Source organism: Streptomyces sp. NPDC001156 (genome assembly GCF_053598275.1).
Window position 1 is genome coordinate 1 of record NZ_JBSFJX010000065.1, and the last position, 19,403, is coordinate 19,403.

The 19,403-nt window shown below is 70.4% G+C and carries 18 protein-coding genes and 1 rRNA gene; 16 read left to right on the forward strand and 3 right to left on the reverse strand.

Translation table 11 applies throughout. The features are described from left to right. From rrf to ACWDA7_RS26860, 10 genes are all read left to right on the forward strand, one after another. Positions 1-72: ribosomal RNA gene (gene rrf, locus ACWDA7_RS26815) — 5S ribosomal RNA — on the forward strand; the annotation flags it as partial. Between the two features lie 70 nt (positions 73-142). Next, the gene (locus tag ACWDA7_RS26820) at positions 143-787 is read left to right on the forward strand and encodes an HAD family hydrolase (protein WP_450606983.1); all 645 of its coding nucleotides are present in this window, start codon (positions 143-145) and stop codon (positions 785-787) included. Positions 788-880: 93 nt separating this feature from the next. Continuing rightward, positions 881-1,582: a VC0807 family protein gene (locus ACWDA7_RS26825; RefSeq protein ID WP_450606985.1), complete on the forward strand. Its 702-nt coding sequence runs from the start codon at positions 881-883 to the stop codon at positions 1,580-1,582. Positions 1,583-1,648: 66 nt separating this feature from the next. Continuing rightward, positions 1,649-2,860: an MFS transporter gene (locus tag ACWDA7_RS26830; RefSeq protein ID WP_450606987.1), complete on the forward strand. Its 1,212-nt coding sequence runs from the start codon at positions 1,649-1,651 to the stop codon at positions 2,858-2,860. After that, positions 2,811-3,983 carry an acetoin utilization protein AcuC gene (locus ACWDA7_RS26835; RefSeq protein WP_359405427.1) on the forward strand — a complete coding sequence of 391 codons (1,173 nt, stop codon included), beginning with the start codon at positions 2,811-2,813 and terminating at the stop codon, positions 3,981-3,983. The genes ACWDA7_RS26830 and ACWDA7_RS26835 overlap by 50 nt, the downstream gene beginning before the upstream one ends. 123 nt (positions 3,984-4,106) lie before the next feature. After that, positions 4,107-4,922, forward strand: a complete 816-nt coding sequence (locus tag ACWDA7_RS26840) for a phosphatase (RefSeq protein WP_450606989.1) — start codon at positions 4,107-4,109, stop codon at positions 4,920-4,922. A gap of 129 nt (positions 4,923-5,051) precedes the next feature. Further along, positions 5,052-5,264 (forward strand): helix-turn-helix domain-containing protein, encoded by a 213-nt coding sequence (locus ACWDA7_RS26845; protein WP_166661820.1) that lies wholly within the window; start codon positions 5,052-5,054, stop codon positions 5,262-5,264. Between the two features lie 156 nt (positions 5,265-5,420). After that, complete coding sequence (locus ACWDA7_RS26850; protein WP_003948845.1) at positions 5,421-5,519, forward strand: 30S ribosomal protein bS22; 99 nt, start codon at positions 5,421-5,423, stop codon at positions 5,517-5,519. 335 nt (positions 5,520-5,854) lie between these two features. After that, positions 5,855-6,916, forward strand: coding sequence for an NAD-dependent epimerase/dehydratase family protein (locus ACWDA7_RS26855; protein ID WP_450606991.1), 1,062 nt, complete (start codon positions 5,855-5,857; stop codon positions 6,914-6,916). A gap of 14 nt (positions 6,917-6,930) precedes the next feature. Continuing rightward, complete coding sequence (locus tag ACWDA7_RS26860; RefSeq protein ID WP_450606993.1) at positions 6,931-7,977, forward strand: lysophospholipid acyltransferase family protein; 1,047 nt, start codon at positions 6,931-6,933, stop codon at positions 7,975-7,977. Positions 7,978-8,083: 106 nt separating this feature from the next. Here ACWDA7_RS26860 and ACWDA7_RS26865 read toward each other — a convergent pair whose 3' ends face one another. The 3 genes from ACWDA7_RS26865 to ACWDA7_RS26875 form a co-directional block, all read right to left on the reverse strand. Next, positions 8,084-9,352: a DUF5667 domain-containing protein gene (locus ACWDA7_RS26865; protein WP_450606995.1), complete on the reverse strand. Its 1,269-nt coding sequence runs from the start codon at positions 9,350-9,352 to the stop codon at positions 8,084-8,086. Positions 9,353-9,658: 306 nt separating this feature from the next. Then, positions 9,659-10,435, reverse strand: a complete 777-nt coding sequence (locus ACWDA7_RS26870) for an ECF subfamily RNA polymerase sigma factor, BldN family (RefSeq protein WP_450606997.1) — start codon at positions 10,433-10,435, stop codon at positions 9,659-9,661. Between the two features lie 759 nt (positions 10,436-11,194). Then, positions 11,195-12,130 carry an HAD family hydrolase gene (locus ACWDA7_RS26875; protein WP_450606999.1) on the reverse strand — a complete coding sequence of 312 codons (936 nt, stop codon included), beginning with the start codon at positions 12,128-12,130 and terminating at the stop codon, positions 11,195-11,197. A 173-nt stretch (positions 12,131-12,303) separates the two neighbouring features. Here ACWDA7_RS26875 and ACWDA7_RS26880 point away from each other — a divergent pair, with 173 nt between their 5' ends. The 6 genes from ACWDA7_RS26880 (at position 12,304) to hemB (ending at position 19,403) form a co-directional block, all read left to right on the forward strand. Beyond that, positions 12,304-12,588 (forward strand): glutaredoxin family protein, encoded by a 285-nt coding sequence (locus ACWDA7_RS26880; protein WP_450607001.1) that lies wholly within the window; start codon positions 12,304-12,306, stop codon positions 12,586-12,588. Between the two features lie 314 nt (positions 12,589-12,902). After that, on the forward strand, positions 12,903-13,655 hold the full coding sequence (locus ACWDA7_RS26885) for a redox-sensing transcriptional repressor Rex (RefSeq protein ID WP_450607003.1): 753 nt from the start codon (positions 12,903-12,905) through the stop codon (positions 13,653-13,655). Then, entirely contained in the window at positions 13,652-15,436 is a 1,785-nt protein-coding gene (locus ACWDA7_RS26890) for a glutamyl-tRNA reductase (protein ID WP_450607005.1), read from the forward strand. Before ACWDA7_RS26885 ends, ACWDA7_RS26890 begins: the two co-directional genes overlap by 4 nt. Beyond that, on the forward strand, positions 15,433-16,428 hold the full coding sequence (hemC, locus tag ACWDA7_RS26895) for a hydroxymethylbilane synthase (protein WP_450607007.1): 996 nt from the start codon (positions 15,433-15,435) through the stop codon (positions 16,426-16,428). The genes ACWDA7_RS26890 and hemC overlap by 4 nt, the downstream gene beginning before the upstream one ends. Continuing rightward, complete coding sequence (locus tag ACWDA7_RS26900) at positions 16,425-18,131, forward strand: uroporphyrinogen-III synthase (protein ID WP_450607009.1); 1,707 nt, start codon at positions 16,425-16,427, stop codon at positions 18,129-18,131. The genes hemC and ACWDA7_RS26900 overlap by 4 nt, the downstream gene beginning before the upstream one ends. A 279-nt stretch (positions 18,132-18,410) precedes the next feature. After that, positions 18,411-19,403, forward strand: coding sequence for a porphobilinogen synthase (hemB, locus tag ACWDA7_RS26905; protein ID WP_450607011.1), 993 nt, complete (start codon positions 18,411-18,413; stop codon positions 19,401-19,403).

The following is a 19,403-nucleotide window of genomic DNA, read 5'->3' on the forward strand; positions in this document are numbered from 1 at the left end:
CCGGAAGCTAAGCCTTACAGCGCCGATGGTACTGCAGGGGGGACCCTGTGGGAGAGTAGGACGCCGCCGAACAAATCTTGGGAAAACCCCGCACCTATGGTGCGGGGTTTTTCGTTTTTCGGGCTCGTCTACGCTCGTACCCATGCGCTATGACCTCGTCATCTTCGACAACGACGGCGTCCTCGTCGACAGCGAGCCCATCTCCAACCGGCTGCTGGCCGCCTACCTCACCGAGCTCGGACACCCGACGACGTACGAGGACTCCATCCGCGACTACATGGGGTCCGCGATGCATCGAGTCCACGACCTCGTCCAGGAGCGCACGGGACGGCTGCTGCCGGCCGACTTCGACGACGTCTTCCACGGACGGGTCTTCGCCGCCTTCGAACGGGAGTTGAAGCCCGTGGCGGGGGTCGTGGACGTACTGGAGAAACTGTCCGCCGACGGGACCCCGTACTGCGTGGCGTCGTCCGGGAGTCATGAGCGTATCCGGGTGGGTCACCGCACGACGGGGCTGACCCGGTGGTTCGACGACGGGCGGATCTTCAGTTCCCAGGACGTCGGACGAGGGAAGCCGGCGCCGGATCTGTTTCTCCACGCCGCCGAGCGGATGGGGGTCGCGCCGGGCAACTGCGTTGTCGTGGAGGACAGTCCACTGGGTGTGCAGGCCGCCGTCGCCGCCGGGATGGACGTGTTCGGATTCACCGCGATGACGCCCGCGGCCAAGCTCGTGGGTGCCACACAACTCTTCTCCACCATGGGGGAGTTGGCCGACCTGCTGGTATGACCCGGGCCACCGGCCCGGCGCTGACATTTGTCATGCCGAGCTGCGGACGATCGTTCCTACCGGCGGACCCGCCCCGGCGGCGAAGCTGAGGGTATGACGACGAACACGGTTTCCCAGGGTGAGAGCAAGAAGCAGAACTTCCTGCCGCTGATCATCGACGTCGCGGTGCCGATCGGTTCCTACTACCTGTTCAAGGACGGGTTCGGGACGAGCACGCTGATGGCCCTCGGCCTCAGCAGCGTCGTGCCGGCCGTGCGGACCGTATGGGGCGTGGTCAAGGAGCGGACGCTCAACGCCTTCGCCGCGCTCATCCTCTTCGTGAACGTCGCCGGGCTGCTTCTCAGCTTCGTCGCCGGTGACCCGCGGCTGATGCTCGCCAAGGACAGTGGGATCAGCAGCGTGATCGGAATCGGGATCCTGGCCTCCGTGGTCATGGGGAAGCCGATGATGACGGCGGGCATGAAGCCCTGGCTGGTGAAGGGCGTTGCGGCCAGGGAGTCCGCCTGGGCGCGGCTGCAGGACCGGTCCTCCGCCTTCCGGCGGGCAGAGCGGGTGTTCTCGGTCGTGTGGGGCGTGGTGCTGCTCGCGGAGTGCGTGGTGCGGGTCGTGGGCGCCTACACGCTGCCGGTCGACACGATGGTCTGGATGGGCTCGGTCGTCCTCGCGGTCGCGATGACGCTCGGGTTCGTCCTCAGCGGTGCTCTCGCCGCCCGTCCGATGGCGCAGCTGCTGATCGCCGAGGTGAAGGCCCAGAGCGCTGACGAGCCCGCCCTGGCGCTCGCTTCCGCCCGGTAAAGCTGAACAAAATTCGTCTTCGACGGGATCTACCCACCGGTAGCCCGGGGTCCTACTCTCGCCGCCATGACAGATGTGCTGCGGCGCGGTAGGGCCTCGCTGGCGTTCGGCTTCTTCGCCCAGGGCGCCACCTTCGCCCTGCTGGTGACCCGTATCCCGGCCATCCAGGACCGGTACGGCGTCTCCGACGCGCTGCTCCCCGTCTTCCTCGCCGCCGTGCCGATCCTCGCCGGCGTCGGCAGCGTGACCACCGAGCAGCTGGTCAAGCGCGTGCGGCCCAGCAGGCTGCTGCGCTGGTCGCAGCCCGTCGTGCTGCTCACCCTCCTCGGCGTGGGTCTCGGCGGGAACATGGCCGCGCTGGCCGTGGCCCTGGCGGCGTTCGGGCTTTCCGTGGGCGCCCTGGACGCCTCGATGAACATGCTCGGGGTGAGCCTTCAGCGGACGTACGGGCGCAGCATCATGCTCGGTTTCCATGCCGCGTACAGCCTCGGCGGGATCGTCGGCGCCTCGCTCGCCTGGGTGGGCGCGCACGGACATCTGGCGCTGTGGGTGTCGTACCTGCCGGTGGTCGCGGTGCTGCTGCCGGCCACGCTCATCGGCAGCCGGTGGTACGTCGACGGGAGCGGGCCGGAGCCGGACGCGAAGGGCGCCGAGTCCGGCCCGCTGGCCTTCCGGCTGCTGCTGCCGCTCTGCCTGGTGATGACGTTCGCGTACATCGGGGACTCGACCGTCTCCAACTGGAGCGCCAAGTATCTGCAGGACACGCTGGGCAGCTCGGAGCAGCTGGCGACGGTCCCGTACAACGTCTACATGGTCACCACGCTGCTCGGGCGGTCCATCGGTGACTTCGGGGTGCGGCGGTTCGGGGCCGTGGCGGTCGTACGGCTCGGCGCGCTGGTGGCGGCGCTCGGGTTCGCGGTGGTGGCGGGGGCGCCCGGGGCGTGGGTCGGGATGCTGGGATTCACCCTGCTGGGCCTGGGGCTGTGCGTTCTCGTACCGCAGACCTTCGCGGCCGCCGGGCGGCTGTTCCCCGGGGCTTCGGACACGGCCGTCGCACGCCTCAATATCTTCAACTACGTGGGCTTTCTGATCGGTTCGCCCTTGGTGGGTGCGCTCGGGGACGCCTGGAGCTACCGGGGGGCCATGCTGGTGCCGATGGCGTTGGTGCTGGTGACACTGGTGTACGCCCGCTCGTTCGCGCCGGGAGCGGACCGATACGGTGACGGGCATGAGCGGCCGCGCACAGCTGATGTGGGACGAGGCAGTAACGGGCTATGACTTCGGTCCGGACCATCCGATGGACCCGGTCCGCCTGGCGCTGACCAGGAAACTCGTCGACGCGTTCGGGCTCGACCGGGCGGTCGAGGTGGTCGCGGCGAAGCCCGCGGGCGACTCGACGCTGCGGCTCGTGCACCGGGAGGACTACGTGGAGGCCGTCAAGGCCGCGTCCGCGCACCCGGCGTCGGCGGACGGATCGTACGGACTCGGGACCGTGGACGATCCGGCCTTCGCCGGGATGCACGAGGTGTCCGCGCTGATCGCCGGGCAGTCGGTCGGGGCGGCGGAGGCCGTGTGGCGCGGGGACGTCCTGCACGCCGTGAACTTCGCCGGCGGGCTGCACCATGCGATGCCGGGCGGTGCCTCCGGGTTCTGCATCTACAACGACGCCTCCCTCGCCATCGCCCGGCTGCTGGAGCTGGGCGCCGAGCGGATCGCCTATGTGGACGTGGACGTGCACCACGGGGACGGCGTGCAGGCGGCGTTCTGGGACGATCCGCGGGTCCTGACCATCTCGCTGCACGAGCATCCGCGCACTCTGTTCCCGCAGACCGGGTGGCCGGAGGAGACGGGCGCGCCGGACGCGGCGGGCAGCGCGGTGAACGTGGCGCTGCCCGCCGGCACCGGGGACGCGGGCTGGGTGCGTGCCTTCCACGCCGTGGTGCCGGAGCTGGTCGCCGACTTCCGTCCGCAGGTGCTGGTCTCCCAGCACGGTGCCGACACCCACTTCGAGGACCCGCTCGCCCATCTCGCCGTGTCGCTGGACGCGCAGCGTGCCGTGCAGGTGGCGTGTCACGACCTGGCGCACGAGTACGCCGACGGCCGCTGGGTGGCGCTGGGCGGCGGCGGATACGCGGTCGTGGAGGTGGTACCGCGGTCGTGGACGCACCTGGTCGCGATCGCGGCGGGGCGGCCGATCGAGCCGGTGACCGTGATCCCCGAGAGCTGGCGGCAGGAAGTGTTCGCGCGGACCCGGCAGTTGGCGCCGGGGCGGATGACGGACGGCCGGTGGCCCGTGTCGTACGCGGACTGGGACGCGGGATACGACCCGGCCGACCGGCTCGACCAGGCGGTGCTGGCGGCGCGGAAGGCGGTGTTCCCGCTGCGCGGGCTGCTGGCGTAGCCGGCTGCCGGGTGCCCGGCATGTGCGGCGAAGTGGCGTACCTGGACGCACGGTTACGCCGACTGTGGGGTGTTTCCCCTATTCCGGGCGCAGGGCGGGGGCGATTGGGCCAGCATCGCTGTCGTGTTGAGCACCGGTGCACTGCGTGCACATCTGCTGGCCGCCCGGCTGGCCGGGCCTGTGGCCACCTCGCGCGAGGAGAGCCTGCGCAGCTATCGGCTGTTCGCCGCCCGCGACCCTCGCGTGCTGATCGGCCTCGATCCCGAATGGACATGGGGTCATCGGGATCTGATCGAGCTGATGGCGGACAAGTGCGGGGGCTCGGCCGATCCCCAGCGGATCTCCGGGCACGATGTGATCGACCCGCAGCGCACGCTGGAGGGTCTCGAGGCCTTCGCCCAGCGGATCGGCCAGGCTGCGCAGGACGGGGCGACGGTCCTTCTCGGCACCGGTCACCCGCACCGGTTGCTCGGCTTCTACGCCGAACTCGCGGACGCCTTGTCGACGGCGGGATGTACTGTCCTCACCCCGGCGCAGGGTCGTCGTGTCGACATAACGACCCGGTTCGGTCTACGCACGTACGACCTTGATTACGTACGGGGAGTGGGTTTCGTAAGGAACCCGGAGCCCGGAGGGGCCGGTTGTGAGCCCGGCGCACACACGCATTCGCCGCTGCCGGTGCGCACCGTGCTGGCCGCGGCCGCCGAGTCCGGCGGGCCGCTGCCGCAACTCGTCATCGGGGATCATGGCTGGGTCTGCGGAGCAGGTCAACTGGGCTTCGACGCGATCGGCCTGGCCGACACAGACGATCCCGCTCTCTTCGTTGGTGAGGCCGAGGGGCGCGTGTCAGTCGTCGTTCCCCTCGATGACGCTGTGCGGTCTCATTACTACCGACCGCTTACTCGCTATGTACTCAATCGAGCGTGTCTGTCACAGTAGGCCGCCGATGGCATCCCCTCTTCCCCACTTGCATCATCCGCACCTACATTGGGGAGTGAGCACGCAGCGACGAAGAGTCACCGGAAGGGGAAGCCGGCGGCCGTCGAGTGCGGAAGGTTCAGGTGTGTCATGGCTGCAGCTGACGAGAGGCCTCTGAACGAGGTTCAGTTCCTGACCGTGGCGGAAGTCGCCTCGGTGATGCGAGTGTCGAAGATGACCGTGTACCGGCTGGTGCACAGCGGTCATCTGCCGGCGATCCGGGTGGGGAGGTCCTTCCGGGTACCGGAGCAAGCGGTCCACGAGTACCTCCGCGAGAGCTATGTGGGGGTGGAGACGGCCTGACGGCTGCCCGATGGGGTCGGCCCGGCGAGGTCTCCGTACGGCCTCCCGGGTCACCTCGATTACGAGCTCAGCGCTCGGGCGGGTAGGCTAGGCCCCTCGTAGGTCGTGTGGGCCCATGGCGCCCAGCACCGAGTGAAGAAGTGAGCGAGGGTAGTCGTGGGCTCTGTTATCAAGAAGCGGCGTAAGCGGATGGCCAAGAAGAAGCACCGCAAGCTGCTCAAGCGCACCCGCGTACAGCGTCGCAACAAGAAGTAAGGAGCGGCCCCCGCGAGGGCGCCCTTGCTGCTGTGCGCCGGTGCGCGCGTCGGCCCCCCACTGCTGGTGGGGGGCCTTTGTCTTGCCTGGGGGGCGGCTTCCGCCGGAGCGCGGTGGGGGTCGTCTCCGGTCCGCCCGGCCGCGGCGATCCGTGCGGACGTCCGTCAGTCGTATGACTTGTTCTGATCGCACGTTCGTGCGTGTCGTCACTTCGTGCATCGGGTGGTCATCACAGCGCAACATCAACAGGCTAAGTTGGCGGAATACGGGGAACGCGGCAGGCTGTCGGGCAGAAGCGTGCCCCAGTGGACGCGACGGGAAGAGAGGCGCTGAACTTGGGCAAGGTCGTGCTTGTGACCGGGGTGGCCCGCCGACTCGGTGGCCGGTTCGTACGACGGATCCAGCGTGACCCGGAGGTCGACCGCGTCATCGCGGTGGACGCGGTCCCGCCTGAGCACCATCTGGGTAGTGCCGACTTCATTCGGGCCGATATCCGCCAGCCCACCATCGCCCGGGTGCTCGCCGAGTACTCCGTCGACACGGTCGTCCACATGGACGTGACCGGCACCCCGCTGGGCAGCGGCAGCCGGGCCACGGTCAAGGAGACCAACGTCATCGGCACCATGCAGCTGCTCGGGGCCTGCCAGAAGTCCCCGACGGTCAAGCGGCTGGTCGTGAAGTCCAGTACGAACGTGTACGGATCCGCGCCCCGCGACCCGGCCGTCTTCACCGAGACGACCCCGCCCAAGTCGCTGCCCAGCGGTGGCTTCGCCAAGGACACCGTCGAGGTCGAGGGGTATGTACGGGGCTTCGCCCGGCGCAGGCCCGATGTCGCGGTCTGTGTGCTGCGCTTCGCCAACATCCTGGGCCCGAACGCCGACTCGCCCCTCGCGTCGTACTTCTCGCTGCCCGTGCTGCCGACCGTCCTCGGCTACGACCCGCGGCTGCAGTTCGTGCACGAGGACGATGTGATCGAGGTGTTGAGGATCGGCTCGCACGAGCCGCAGCGGGGCACCCTCAACAGCGGCACGTTCAATGTGGCCGGGGACGGGGTGCTGCTGCTGTCGCAGTGTGCACGTCGCCTGGGGCGGCCCACCGCCCCGCTGCTGCTGCCCGCGGTCACCTGGGTAGGCTCCGCGATGCGTACTCTGGGTATGACGGACTTTTCTCCCGAGCAGATCCGGCTACTCACCCACGGGCGGGTGGTGGAGACGGAACAGATGCGTGTGACGCTCGGATACGAGCCGAAGTACACGACCGCGCAGACGTTCGCGGACTTCGCGCGCAGCCGCGGCCCCGGACTCCTGCCGCCGGAGGCCCTCGCGGGGGCCATCGACAGGATCGCCGCGCTGCCCGTCCTGGGCGGTGGGCACCCCCCGACGCAGAGCGCCAACTGAGGAGCGCATCAACAATGGCGGATGCCAAGGTCATTCCGTTCGACGACGACCGGTCCCGCGGGGCTGCCGCGCAGCGGCCGCAGCGGCGCCGGGGCGCGGGGAGCCGGAGGGGGAGCGAGCCCGCGGTGGTCCGTGAGGTGCAGCCCCTGTCGGACAGGGCGATCCCGCAGGATGATGTTCCCGTGACGCGCGAGGAAGAGCCGCCCGCAGTCGCCCAGGAAGGGAGCCTGGAGCGACGCATCGCCGGGGCTCTGGCCTTTCTGCGCCGCCGCCTGACCGGCGACTACGAGGTGGACGACTTCGGTTACGACGAGGAGCTCACCGACCAGGTCCTGATGTCGCTGCTGCGGCCGATGTACGAGAAGTACTTCCGGGTCGAGGTGAAGGGCGTCGAGAACATCCCGGACAAGGGCGGGGCGCTGATCGTCGCCAACCACTCGGGCACCCTGCCCCTGGACGGCCTGATGCTGCAGGTCGCCGTGCACGACAACCATCCGGCGGGCCGGCATCTGCGGCTTCTCGCGGCGGACTTGGTCTTCGTACTGCCGGTGATCAACGAACTGGCCCGCAAGGCCGGTCACACCCTGGCCTGTGCGGAGGACGCCGAGCGACTGCTCGAGCGCGGCGAGGTGGTCGGTGTGATGCCGGAGGGCTTCAAGGGCATCGGCAAGCCGTTCAGCGAGCGCTACAAGCTGCAGCGCTTCGGCCGTGGCGGCTTCGTCTCCACGGCGCTGCGCACCGGGACGCCGATCATTCCGTGCTCGATCGTCGGGGCGGAGGAGATCTACCCGATGATCGGCAACGCGAAGACCCTGGCCCGGGTGCTGGGCTTCCCGTACTTCCCGATCACTCCGACGTTCCCGTGGCTCGGTCCACTGGGGGCGATCCCGCTGCCGACGAAGTGGACGATCCAGTTCGGCGAGCCGATCCCCACGGACGGCTATCCGACGGAGGCCGCGGAGGACCCGATGCTGATGTTCAACCTGACGGACCAGGTCAGGGAGCAGATCCAGCACACGCTGTACAAGCTGCTGGTGCAGCGGCGTTCGGTGTTCTTCTGACCGCGGGATTCTCCCGCGTCTGGCACCTTCCCGCTGCTGCGGATACGACGACGGGGGCGCCCCTGCGACCAGGGGCGCCCCCGTTCTCGTCGGAGCCGCCGTGGCCCTACTTGTTCTTCTCGCTGTTGAGGCCCAGTCCCGGCAGCAACCCGCGAAGCAGCGGCGGCAGTGTCACATTTGTTTCGGACGGGCTCTTGCTCGACGACGGCGAACCGCTGCCGCTGTCCTTCGGCGGATCCAGCAGACCGCCCGTGTTGCCGCCGAGCAGCCCGTCGCTGCTGCTCTTGGACGAGGACGGCTGGGGCTTGCCGCTGTCGTCGCTGCTGGTCGCGGAGCCGCCGGTGGTGCTGGGGGCGGGTCCGTCCGAGCCGGTCGAGTCGGTGGCGCTCGGAGCGGAGCTCCGGTGCCGGCCGGTGCCGTCCGAGGACGGGGGATTCGGCAGGAGCGACTGCAGCGGGGCAACCTCCTGGTCCATGGCTTCGAAGACCGACGTCACCTGCTGACTGACGTCGCCGAGCTGGACGGGCAGCCGGTCGCGCAGGGCGCCCCAGGCCTCGCGGTGGGACTGGGTGAAGGCGGAGAGCGCCTGGATGGGGGCGAGCGAGCCGTTGCGCTCGTACACCTCGTGCAGCAGGCGGTGGCCTTCGGACGCGTCGTGCTGCATGCCGGACAGCGTGCGGCGGATCTCGCCGAGGGACTCGTGGTCGAGCCGGCCGCCACGGCCGCGCTCCATCAGCCGGCGGGCCTCGTTCAGCCGGTTGGAGGCCTGGTCGAGGTAGAGCCGCCCGCGGTCGTCGTCCCCCTCGGTCATGCCGAGTTTGACGTCCTCGATGCCGCGTTTGAGGCCGTAGAGCGAGTCACCGGGCAGTGCGTCGTTACTGGCAGCGGCCACTCCACCGAAGGAGGCCGCCGCCACGCCGACGCTGAGTCCGCCCGCGGCGAGGCCCTTGGTGAGCCGCGTCCGGGGACGCAACTTCCCCAGCGGGCTTGCCCGGTGCGCCCCCCGGGCCCGGTGGGAGTGCGCTCCTGTCTCCCGCCGTCCTTCCGCGGAAGCCGCGCCCCTCTTCCGACCGGGCACCGAAGGGTCCGCCGCCTCGCCTCCGGGAGCCGTGCCCTCCCGCAGCATGGCCTCCATCGCGGCCACAAGCCGCGCGCGGTGGACGACCTTCACCTCGGGATCGAGCGTCGGCCTCGGCAGCTCGTCGAGACGGATCGCGAGGCCCAACAGGTGGGCCTGCTCCGTCCGTTCCGCATCAGCCGGGGCCGGAGCCGATCCTCCGGACTGCTCGGCCGCCGTGCCCCGGTCGTCGGACTGGAACTCCAGGGCCTGGGCGAAGGCGTTCGCCCGCCGGTGCGCCGATACGTTCGCGATCACTGGCGGCACCTCCTCTCATCATGACGGTCGACTCCCCAGGGGATCCTGAGGGTTGCACGCCCTGTCCGCATCCACACGAACGAGTGGAGGGGGACGGTCAGGGGGTGACCACAGGGAGCCTGTATCCCGCACAACGAGCGGCCCGGCACTTGGGTTACGGACGATAGATGATCGGACCGCGAATCCAACATGCCCGCACGGAAAGTGAGTTGAAGGTGGCGGAACGTGTGCGGCCGGGCACGGTGGACATGGGTGGCGCCTGTGCCCGGCGGGGACGGAGGAGCGGCTCGATGTGGTCGGCGGGGTTCAGCGGGCGTCTTCGGGCAGGAGCCGGGCGAGGGTGCGGACGGCCCGGTACTGGAGGGTCTTGATCGCGCCCTCGTTCTTGCCCATCACGCGGGCGGTCTCGGCGACGGAGAGGCCCTGGAGGAAGCGGAGTGTCACGCACTCCTGCTGCTGGGGGTTGAGTCGCCGCACGGCGTCGAGCAGGGCAGCGTTCGAGAGGGATTCGAGGACGGCGTCCTCGGGTGACCGCTCGACCTCGTTGGCGTCGAGCATCTCCCCGGTGGTGACCTCGAGGCGGAACCGGCTCGACTTGAAGTGGTCCGCCACCAGGTTGCGGGCGATGGTGACGAGCCAGGCACCGAAGTCGCGCCCCTGCCAGGTGAAGGTGCCGATCCGGCGCAGGGCACGCAGAAAGGTCTCACTGGTGAGGTCCTCGGCGGTCGCTCTGCCGCCCACCCGGTAGTAGATGTAGCGATAGACGGTGTCGCTGTACTGGTCGTACAGGCGCCCGAACGCATCGGCCTCGCCGGCCTGGGCGCGCTCCACGAGGTCCATCATGCGTGCGCTGTCACTGTCCGCAGCCGGTCGGCGTGCGGTGGTGGCCGCCGAGCCGGAGCGGCCCCGTCGGCTGCCGACCGCGGCGCTGCCGTCGGCCAGTGCGTAGCACGGACCGATCGGCGCGGCGGTGGCGAAGGCGGGGACGGCATACGCGGTGGGGACGAAGCCGCGCAACAGGTCGAGGACCGTTGCGCGCAGCGTAGCCAGGCCCGAGGCGTCAACCCCGACGTGTGGGTACACGGGACTCCCAGAGGCAGAGCTTCCATCACGTGCAGTGCGGGACCGTTCACCCGTCGTAGCGACGGAGGGGTACCGGTTTGCGTCTGAGGAGAATAACGCTTAGTACAGGCAGCACTACACCCAGTTGCTCAAATCATCGATTACGTCGCTTCTGTAACCGATTGGTGCTCGCTCAAGTACCGCAGAGTGACCGATTGTTGACCGGTTCGGTCCGACTTCCGGCTCAGTACGGGGCGTGTTGTGGCCGGGTCGGTATGAGGGGGAGTGGTGGGGCCGGCGCGGGGGTAAGACGGTCGGAATGCGATCGCTTTCGGAGCGGCGTACAGAGGTGAACGCCACCGCCGGGGTGACGGTGGGGCCCGGCCCGGCGGCGGGGACGACCGCCAGTCACGCACAGTCACCAGGCATGGGTAGCGGCACCCGCCCATGACCCGTCGCCGTGAGATCGGCCGACGGCCGGCGCTCACTCCAACCAGTGAAACGTGCGACAGGTGAGCGAAGCCCTGGTCTCCGGCCCGTCCGGCCGCGAACGGGGACGCGGTGCCGAACCCGCCCCGCCGGACGGCCGGGCCGGTGGCATCCGGCCTGCCCTGGCGTCGGCCGGCGGCACCCCGCCCGTCCTGGTCGCGGACCGCCGGGACGGTGGCGCCCGGCCGCCCCGGTTTCAGCGGTCGCCGGGTGGGCGTCCGGGACCGTTGCCGGGCAGGCCCGGGCCGTGGTGGCCGTGGGTGCCCTTTCCGGCGTCGGTCGTGGAGGCGTTCAGCGGCGGCGGCGGTGCAGCGCGATGGCCGCTGCCGTGCCGCCCGCCACCGCGCCGAAGCCGGCCGCCGCCGGGAGGCCGACCTTCGCAGCCTTGCGGGCCGTGCGGTAGTCGCGCAGGCGCCAGTCGTAGGTGCGGGCGTGTTTGCGGAGCTTGGTGTCGGGGTTGATCGCGTACGGGTGGCCCACCAGCGAGAGCATCGGGATGTCGTTGTGCGAGTCGCTGTACGCGGCGCAGCGCGAGAGGTCCAGCCCCTCCGCCACCGCGAGCGCGCGCACCGCTTCGGCCTTCGCCGGTCCGTGCAGCGGCTCGCCGACCAGCCTGCCCGTGTAGACGCCGTCGACCGATTCCGCGACCGTGCCGAGAGCACCGGTCAGGCCGAGGCGGCGAGCGATCACCGTCGCGATCTCCACCGGGGCGGCCGTGACCAGCCACACCTTCTGGCCCGCGTCCAGGTGCGCCTGCGCCAGCGCCCGCGTACCCGGCCAGATCCGCTCGGCCATGTACTCGTCGTAGATCTCCTCGCCGATCGACATCAGTTCGGCGACGCGGTGGCCCTTGACGATCGAGAGGGCGGAGTCGCGGGCGTCCTGCATGTGCTCGGGGTCCTCGACCCCGGCCAGCCGGAACCACGCCTGCTGCCAGGCGAACTTCGCCAGGTCACGCGTCTCGAAGAACTTCCGCTTGTACAGGCCCCGCCCGAAGTGGAACAACGCGGCGCCCTGCATCACGGTGTTGTCCAGGTCGAAGAACGCCGCGGCCTTGTCGTCGCCGAGGACCGGGAAGTCCGGTTCCCGGTCCTCGGCGACGTCCTTGTCCTGTGCGGCGACGTCCTGCGAGGACTTGCGCGCGGCCTCCGCCGAGGCCTCGCCTGCCAAAACGCTCCTCGCCGTGGCGGAGCGCCTACGGGGAGTGAGCCATCCGAGAGCGGCCATGACGCGAGCATAGCCAGTCTGTTCAGTGGTTCCGGAGTCGTGAGGTTTGGAGGCTGTGAACTCTCCACGACCGTGTCGTTAAAGGATCGGTTGCATCGGCGTGGCGTCGAGGCGCCGGCCGGGTGCGTCGGGTTGTGGTGCTCCGGCTCCCTCTTCGTCCCGGCGGGGCGAGAATGGCCGACATGAGTCCCATCTTTCGGCGCAAGACCGATCAGGAACCCGGTGACCGGCTCGTCACTCTCATCCGCAAGCCGGGGTGCCATCTGTGCGACGACGCACAGACCGTCATCGAGAAGGTGTGCGGCGAGCTCGGCGTGCCCTGGGAGCAGAAGGACATCACTCAGGACGAGGAGCTCAACCGCCAGTACTGGGAGCAGATTCCGGTGGTGCTGATCGACGGCGCGCAGCACACCTTCTGGCGTGTGAACGAGGAGCGGCTGCGCAAGGCCCTGACCTAGGGCCGCCGGTGCCCGCGTGACCTGACCGACCAGTCCAACTGGCCGGGAAAGTCGCTTAGGATCGTCGGCGACTGGTCTCGGGGGGCGTGGATCGTAGAGGAGAGTGGGCGGTTTTGCCCCCAGAAGAAAAGGAACAGCGGCGCCCTCGCAGCGGTTCCCCATCCATGCGGCGGGGGTGCGTGACCCCGGTCACGTTGGCCGGGCAAATCGGACACAATCTTTGTGCACGCGTTCACAAAGACATAGCCTGCATTCGACGGGGCGGTCCAGGGACGTGTGACCGCCTGCAGCCCCGCTCTACCCGCAGGAGCACCGTGGCAACTGGCCGAACTCACCGACCGGCGACCCGCAGCCGAGGGATTCCCGAGGCCACCGTCGCCCGGCTTCCGCTGTACCTCCGAGCCCTGACCGCACTGTCGGAGCGCTCGGTACCCACGGTCTCCTCCGAGGAGCTGGCCGCGGCCGCGGGGGTCAACTCCGCGAAGCTGCGCAAGGACTTCTCCTACCTCGGTTCCTACGGGACCCGGGGCGTGGGTTACGACGTCGAGTATCTCGTGTACCAGATCTCCCGTGAGCTGGGGCTGACCCAGGACTGGCCGGTTGTGATCGTCGGTATCGGTAATCTCGGCGCGGCGCTGGCCAATTACGGCGGGTTCGCCTCCCGGGGCTTCCGGGTCGCCGCGCTCATCGACGCCGACCCGTCGATGGCCGGAAAGCCGGTCGCCGGCATCCCGGTGCAGCACACCGACGACCTGGAAAAGATCATCGAGGAGAACGGCGTCTCCATCGGCGTCATCGCCACCCCCGCGGGGGCCGCCCAGCAGGTCTGCGACCGTCTGGTGGCCGCGGGTGTGACCTCCATCCTGAACTTCGCGCCGACCGTGCTGTCCGTCCCGGACGGCGTCGACGTGCGCAAGGTCGATCTCTCCATCGAGCTGCAGATCCTCGCCTTCCACGAGCAGCGCAAGGCCGGCGAGGAGGCCCTTCCCGACGGCCTGTCGGCCACGGCCGCGGACTCCGCCGACCAGGGACCCGACGGGGACTTTCCCGCCGTGATGCCGGCATGAGTCTCCTCGTCGTCGGGCTGAGCCACCGCAGCGCTCCGGTCAGCGTCCTCGAGCGGGCCGCGCTGGCCTCGGACGCCCAGGCCAAGCTGCTCCAGGACACGGTCGCCGCCGAGCCGGCGGACGAGGCCGCGGTGCTCGCCACTTGCAACCGCATCGAGCTGTACGCCGACGTGGACAAGTTCCACGCCGGTGTCGCCGAGCTGTCCACCCTGCTCGCCCAGCACAGCGGGGTCGGTCTCGACGAGCTGACCCCCCACCTCTACGTGCACTACGAAGACCGGGCCGTCCACCACCTGTTCTCGGTGGCCTGCGGGCTGGACTCGATGGTTGTCGGCGAGGGCCAGATCCTCGGCCAGATCAAGGACTCCCTGGCCACCTCGCAGGAGCTGCACACCGCCGGACGGCTGCTGAACGACCTGTTCCAGCAGTCGCTGCGGGTCGGCAAGCGCGCCCACTCGGAGACCGGGATCGACCGCGCCGGTCAGTCGCTGGTGACCTTCGGCCTGGAGCAGCTCTCGTCCGGTGCGCCGGTCGAGACCTGGGCCGCGGGCAAGCGCGCCCTCGTGATCGGCGCGGGCTCGATGTCCTCGCTGGCCGCCGCGACCCTCGCACGCGCCGGGGTCGCCGAGATCGTGATCGCCAACCGCACGCTGGAGCGTGCCGAGCGTCTGGCGAAGATCCTGACGGAGGGCGACGACACGGACGTGTCGGCACGTGCGGTAGCGATGGACACGGTGCCGGACGAACTGACACGTGCCGATGTCGTGGTCTCCTGCACCGGCGCGACGGGTCTGGTCCTGACGGCCCAGGCGGTCGCTGAGGCGCTCGAGGGACGCGTGGACGGCCCCTCAGACCCTCTCGCCCCTGCCACCCCGGCACAGGGCGCCCAGGCCGCGCGTACGGCCGGGGCGTCGATGCCCGGCCAGGCCGCCGCACGGGACGAACTCACCCCCACCAGCCTGGGCACCGAGGACGGCTGCCCGCTCGACCTGTCCGCCGTGCAGGGCACTGCCGGCTTCTCGGTGCTCGGCGAGGCCGCCGTCGCCGGGATGCGAGCCGCCGAGCTGGAGCAGCACGCGGCCTGGGTCGACAAGGGCGACAAGGAGCGCAGCGGCCGTCCGGCCGGCAGCGCCGTGCTCGACCCGGAGACCGAGGCCGAGGTCATCACCGCGCTGGCCGCGACCGCGGCCACCGTCGGCCGGATCCCCGAGCGCCGCCGCCCCGAACCCGTCGTGCCGGCCCCCCGCCCCGCGCCCGTGCTGTCCATCCTCGACCTCGCGATGCCGCGGGACGTCGACGCGGCCGTGCACCGGCTGCCCGGGGTACGGCTGGTCGACATCGAGTCCCTGGCCGACGCCTCCGCCGACGCGCCGATGGCCGCCGACGTCGATCAGGTGCGGCGGATCGTCTCCGACGAGGTCACCGCGTTCGGCGCCGCCCAGCGCGCGGCGCACATCACGCCGACCGTGGTCGCGCTGCGCTCGATGGCCGCCGACGTGGTGGCGAACGAGATCGCGCGCCTGGAGGGGCGGCTGCCGGGCCTGGACGACAAGCACCGGGCCGAGATCACCCAGACCGTGCGGCGTGTCGTCGACAAGCTGCTGCACGCGCCGACCGTACGGGTCAAGCAGCTGGCCGCCGAGCCCGGCGGCGCCGGATACGCGGACGCGCTGCGCACCCTGTTCGACCTGGCCCCCGAGACGGTCGCCTCCGTCTCCCGGGCCGAGGACGCCGACAGCACCGAGAACACCGAGAACGCCAAGAACCGAGGGCGAGCATGAGTGAGCCACGTGAGCCGCAGGCGCACGCCACACACCGAGACGGGGCACTGAGGCTCGGGACCAGGCGCAGCAAACTCGCCATGGCCCAGTCCGGACAGGTCGCGGAGGCCGTGCGCCGGGTCACCGGACGGCCGGTGGAGCTCGTGGAGATCACGACGTACGGCGACACCTCCCGTGAGCACCTCGCTCAGATCGGCGGCACCGGTGTGTTCGTGACCGCGCTGCGCGACGCCCTGATCAGGGGCGAGGTCGACCTCGCGGTGCACTCCCTCAAGGACCTGCCGACCACGCAGCCGCAGGAGCTGGCGCTGGCCGCGGTGCCCGTACGCGAGGACCCGCGTGACGTGGTGGTGGCGCGCGACGCCCTGAAGTTCACGGACCTGCCCCGCGGCGCGCGCATCGGCACCGGTTCGCCGCGCCGTATGGCGCAGCTCAACGCGTACGCGCGCGGCCACGGCCTCGACATCGAGACGGTCCCGATCCGCGGCAACATCGACACGCGGATCGGATACGTCCGCAGCGGCGAGCTGGACGCCGTGGTCCTCGCCGCGGCCGGACTGAACCGCATCGGCCGGATCGACGAAGCGACCGACTTCTTGTCGGTCGACACGGTTTTGCCCGCCCCCGGCCAGGGGGCACTGGCGATCGAGTGCACCGCGGACAACGCGGACCTGATCGCGGCGCTCGCCGAGCTCGACGACCCGTTCACCCGGGCCGCCGTGACCGCCGAGCGGTCCCTGCTCGCCGCCCTGGAGGCCGGTTGCAGCGCCCCTGTGGGCGCGCTGGCCGACCTGTTGGCCGACGGGCAGATTGTCCAAGAAATGCGCCTGCGCGGCGTCGTCGGTACCCCCGACGGCCGGGCGCTGGTGCAGCTGTCCACCACCGGTCCCGTGCCCGAGACGCACGACCAGGCAATGGCGCTCGGTCGCGAACTCGCCGCCGAGATGCTCGCCAAGGGCGCGGCCGGTCTGATGGGGGAGCGAGCACATTGAGCCCCACCACCCTTCCCGCCGGCCTTGAACACGGGTACGTCACCTTCCTCGGTGCCGGACCCGGGGATCCGGGACTTCTCACCCTGCGCGCCGTGGAGGCGCTGGCGAACGCGGACGTGCTCGTCGGCGAGCACGAGGCGCTCGACGTCGTGCGCACGCATGCCAGAGCAGGCGTCGCCGTCGTGAACACGGACCCGGACCCCGCCACGGGTTCGTATCCGGGCACGGGCACGCCTCAGCTAGCGGTCGTTGACGGCGAGTCAACAGCCGCTGGTATCCCCGCGTTCAGGGATGCGGCACATCTTGTCATGGAGGCTGCGCGGGGCGGCAGGCGGGTCGTCCGTGCGGTGACCGGGGACCCCGGGATGGACGCGTACGCCACCGGAGAGATGCTGGCGTGCGCCGCCGCGGGCGTCCCATTCGAGGTCGTGCCCGGCGTCGCGACCGCCGTCGGCGTGCCCGCGTACGCGGGTGTGCCGCTGCGGGACGCGCAGGGCACCGACGTACGGTTCGTGGACGCGCGGACCGCCACGGACCGCTGCTGGACCGAGATCGGCGCCTCCGACGGCACCGTCGTGGTCTCCACGACGCTGGACTCGGTGGCCACCGCCGCGGGTGAGCTGGTGGCCGCGGGCCGTAAGCCGGACACGCCGCTGACGGTGACCGTCGCCGGTACGACGACCCGGCAGCGCACCTGGACCGCGACGCTCGGCTCGATCGCGCAGACGCTCAAGCAGGCGAAGGTCCTGCCGTCCCCCGAGGGCGGGCGTCCGGTGATAGCCGTGGTCGGTGAGCGTTCCTCCGCCGCCCAGCGCGACCAGCTGTCGTGGTTCGAGAACAAGCCACTGTTCGGCTGGAAGGTCCTCGTCCCGCGTACGAAGGAGCAGGCGGTCTCGCTCTCCGACCAGCTGCGGTCGTACGGGGCCGTGCCGCACGAGGTGCCGACGATCGCCGTCGAGCCGCCGCGCACGCCCCAGCAGATGGAGCGTGCGGTCAAGGGTCTGGTGACGGGCCGGTACGAGTGGATCGCGTTCACGTCGGTCAACGCGGTGAAGGCGGTCCGCGAGAAGTTCGAGGAGTACGGCCTCGACGCGCGCGCCTTCGCGGGCATCAAGGTGGCCGCGGTCGGCGAGCAGACGGCGAAGGCGCTGGTGGCCTTCGGCGTGAAGCCGGACCTGATCCCGAGCGGCGAGCAGTCCGCGGCCGGGCTGCTGGAGGACTGGCCGCCGTACGACCCGGTGTTCGACCCGATCGACCGTGTGTTCCTCCCGCGCGCCGACATCGCCACGGAGACCCTGGTGGCCGGGCTGATCGAGCTGGGCTGGGAGGTCGACGACGTCACCGCGTACCGGACGGTCCGCGCCTCGCCGCCGCCGGCCGAGACCCGCGAGGCGATCAAGGGCGGCGGCTTCGACGCGGTCCTGTTCACGTCTTCCTCGACGGTCCGGAACCTGGTGGGCATCGCGGGCAAGCCGCACAACGTGACGGTGATCGCCTGTATCGGCCCCGCCACGGCGAAGACGGCGGAGGAACACGGTCTGCGCGTGGACGTCATGGCTCCGGAGCCGTCCGTACACGCGCTGGCGGAGTCGCTCGCGGACTTCGGCCTGAGGCGGCGCAGCGCCGCCCACGAGGCCGGGGATCCGGTGACGCGGCCGAGCGAGCGGCGGCCGGGGGCGCGGCGGCGTCGTACGACGACCTGAGCCACTGCCGGGCCGAAAGCGACCGGACGCGAAAGAACCCCTCCGACCGTGACCTGCGGTCGGAGGGGTTCTTCGCGCTGGACCGGCGATCAGTCCTCGCAGCCGGGTGCCGGGCCGGCGCAGTTCGTGTCGTCATCGCTCTGCACGGTGCTGCCGACGAGGGCCAGGGCACCCGGAAACTGCGGGAGTTCCGCTCGATGGCTCGTGCCTCCGATACGTCCGCACCGGTCGACACCACGTCGGCAAAAGGACCCCTGGGCCGGGCGTAGCGTAGAGAGCATGACGAAGTACGGATCCTTCCCCGGTTCCCGTCCCCGGCGGCTGCGTGCCACACCCACCATGCGTCGTATGGTCGCCGAGACGCGGCTGCACCCGGCCGACTTCATCCTCCCGGCGTTCGTGCGGGAGGGCGTGAGTGAGCCGGTGCCGGTCGGGTCCATGCCCGGCGTCGTGCAGCACACCCGGGACAGCCTGAAGAAGGCCGCCGCGGAGGCGGTGGAGGCCGGGATCTCCGGGATCATGCTGTTCGGCGTGCCCGAGGAGTCGAGGAAGGACGCCGTCGGGACGACGGGCACCGACCCGGACGGGATTCTGCAGGTCGCCCTGCGCGATGTCCGGGCCGAGGTCGGCGACGACCTGCTCGTCATGTCCGACCTGTGCCTGGACGAGTTCACCGACCACGGGCACTGCGGTGTGCTCGACGCCGAGGGGCGCGTGGACAACGACGCCACCCTGGAGCGGTACGCCGAGATGGCGCAGGTGCAGGCCGACGCCGGTGCCCATGTGGTCGGGCCCAGCGGCATGATGGACGGCCAGATCGGCGTCATCCGGGACGCACTCGACCAGATCGGGCGCGAGGACGTCGCGATCCTCGCCTACACCGCCAAGTACTCCTCCGCCTTCTACGGGCCGTTCCGGGAGGCCGTCGCCTCGTCCCTGGAGGGCGACCGCAAGACGTACCAGCAGGACCCCGCCAACTGGCGCGAGTCCCTGCGGGAACTCGCCCTCGACCTGGAGGAGGGCGCCGACATGGTGATGGTCAAGCCGGCCGGGCCCTACCTCGACATCCTGGCGAGGGTCGCGGACGCGGTCGACGTGCCGGTGGCCGCGTACCAGATCTCCGGTGAGTACGCGATGATCGAGGCCGCGGCCGAGAAGGGCTGGATCGACCGCGACCGGGCGATCATCGAGTCCCTGACCGGCATCAAGCGGGCCGGTGCCCGCAACATCCTGACCTACTGGGCCACCGAGGTCGCCCGCACCCTGCGCTGA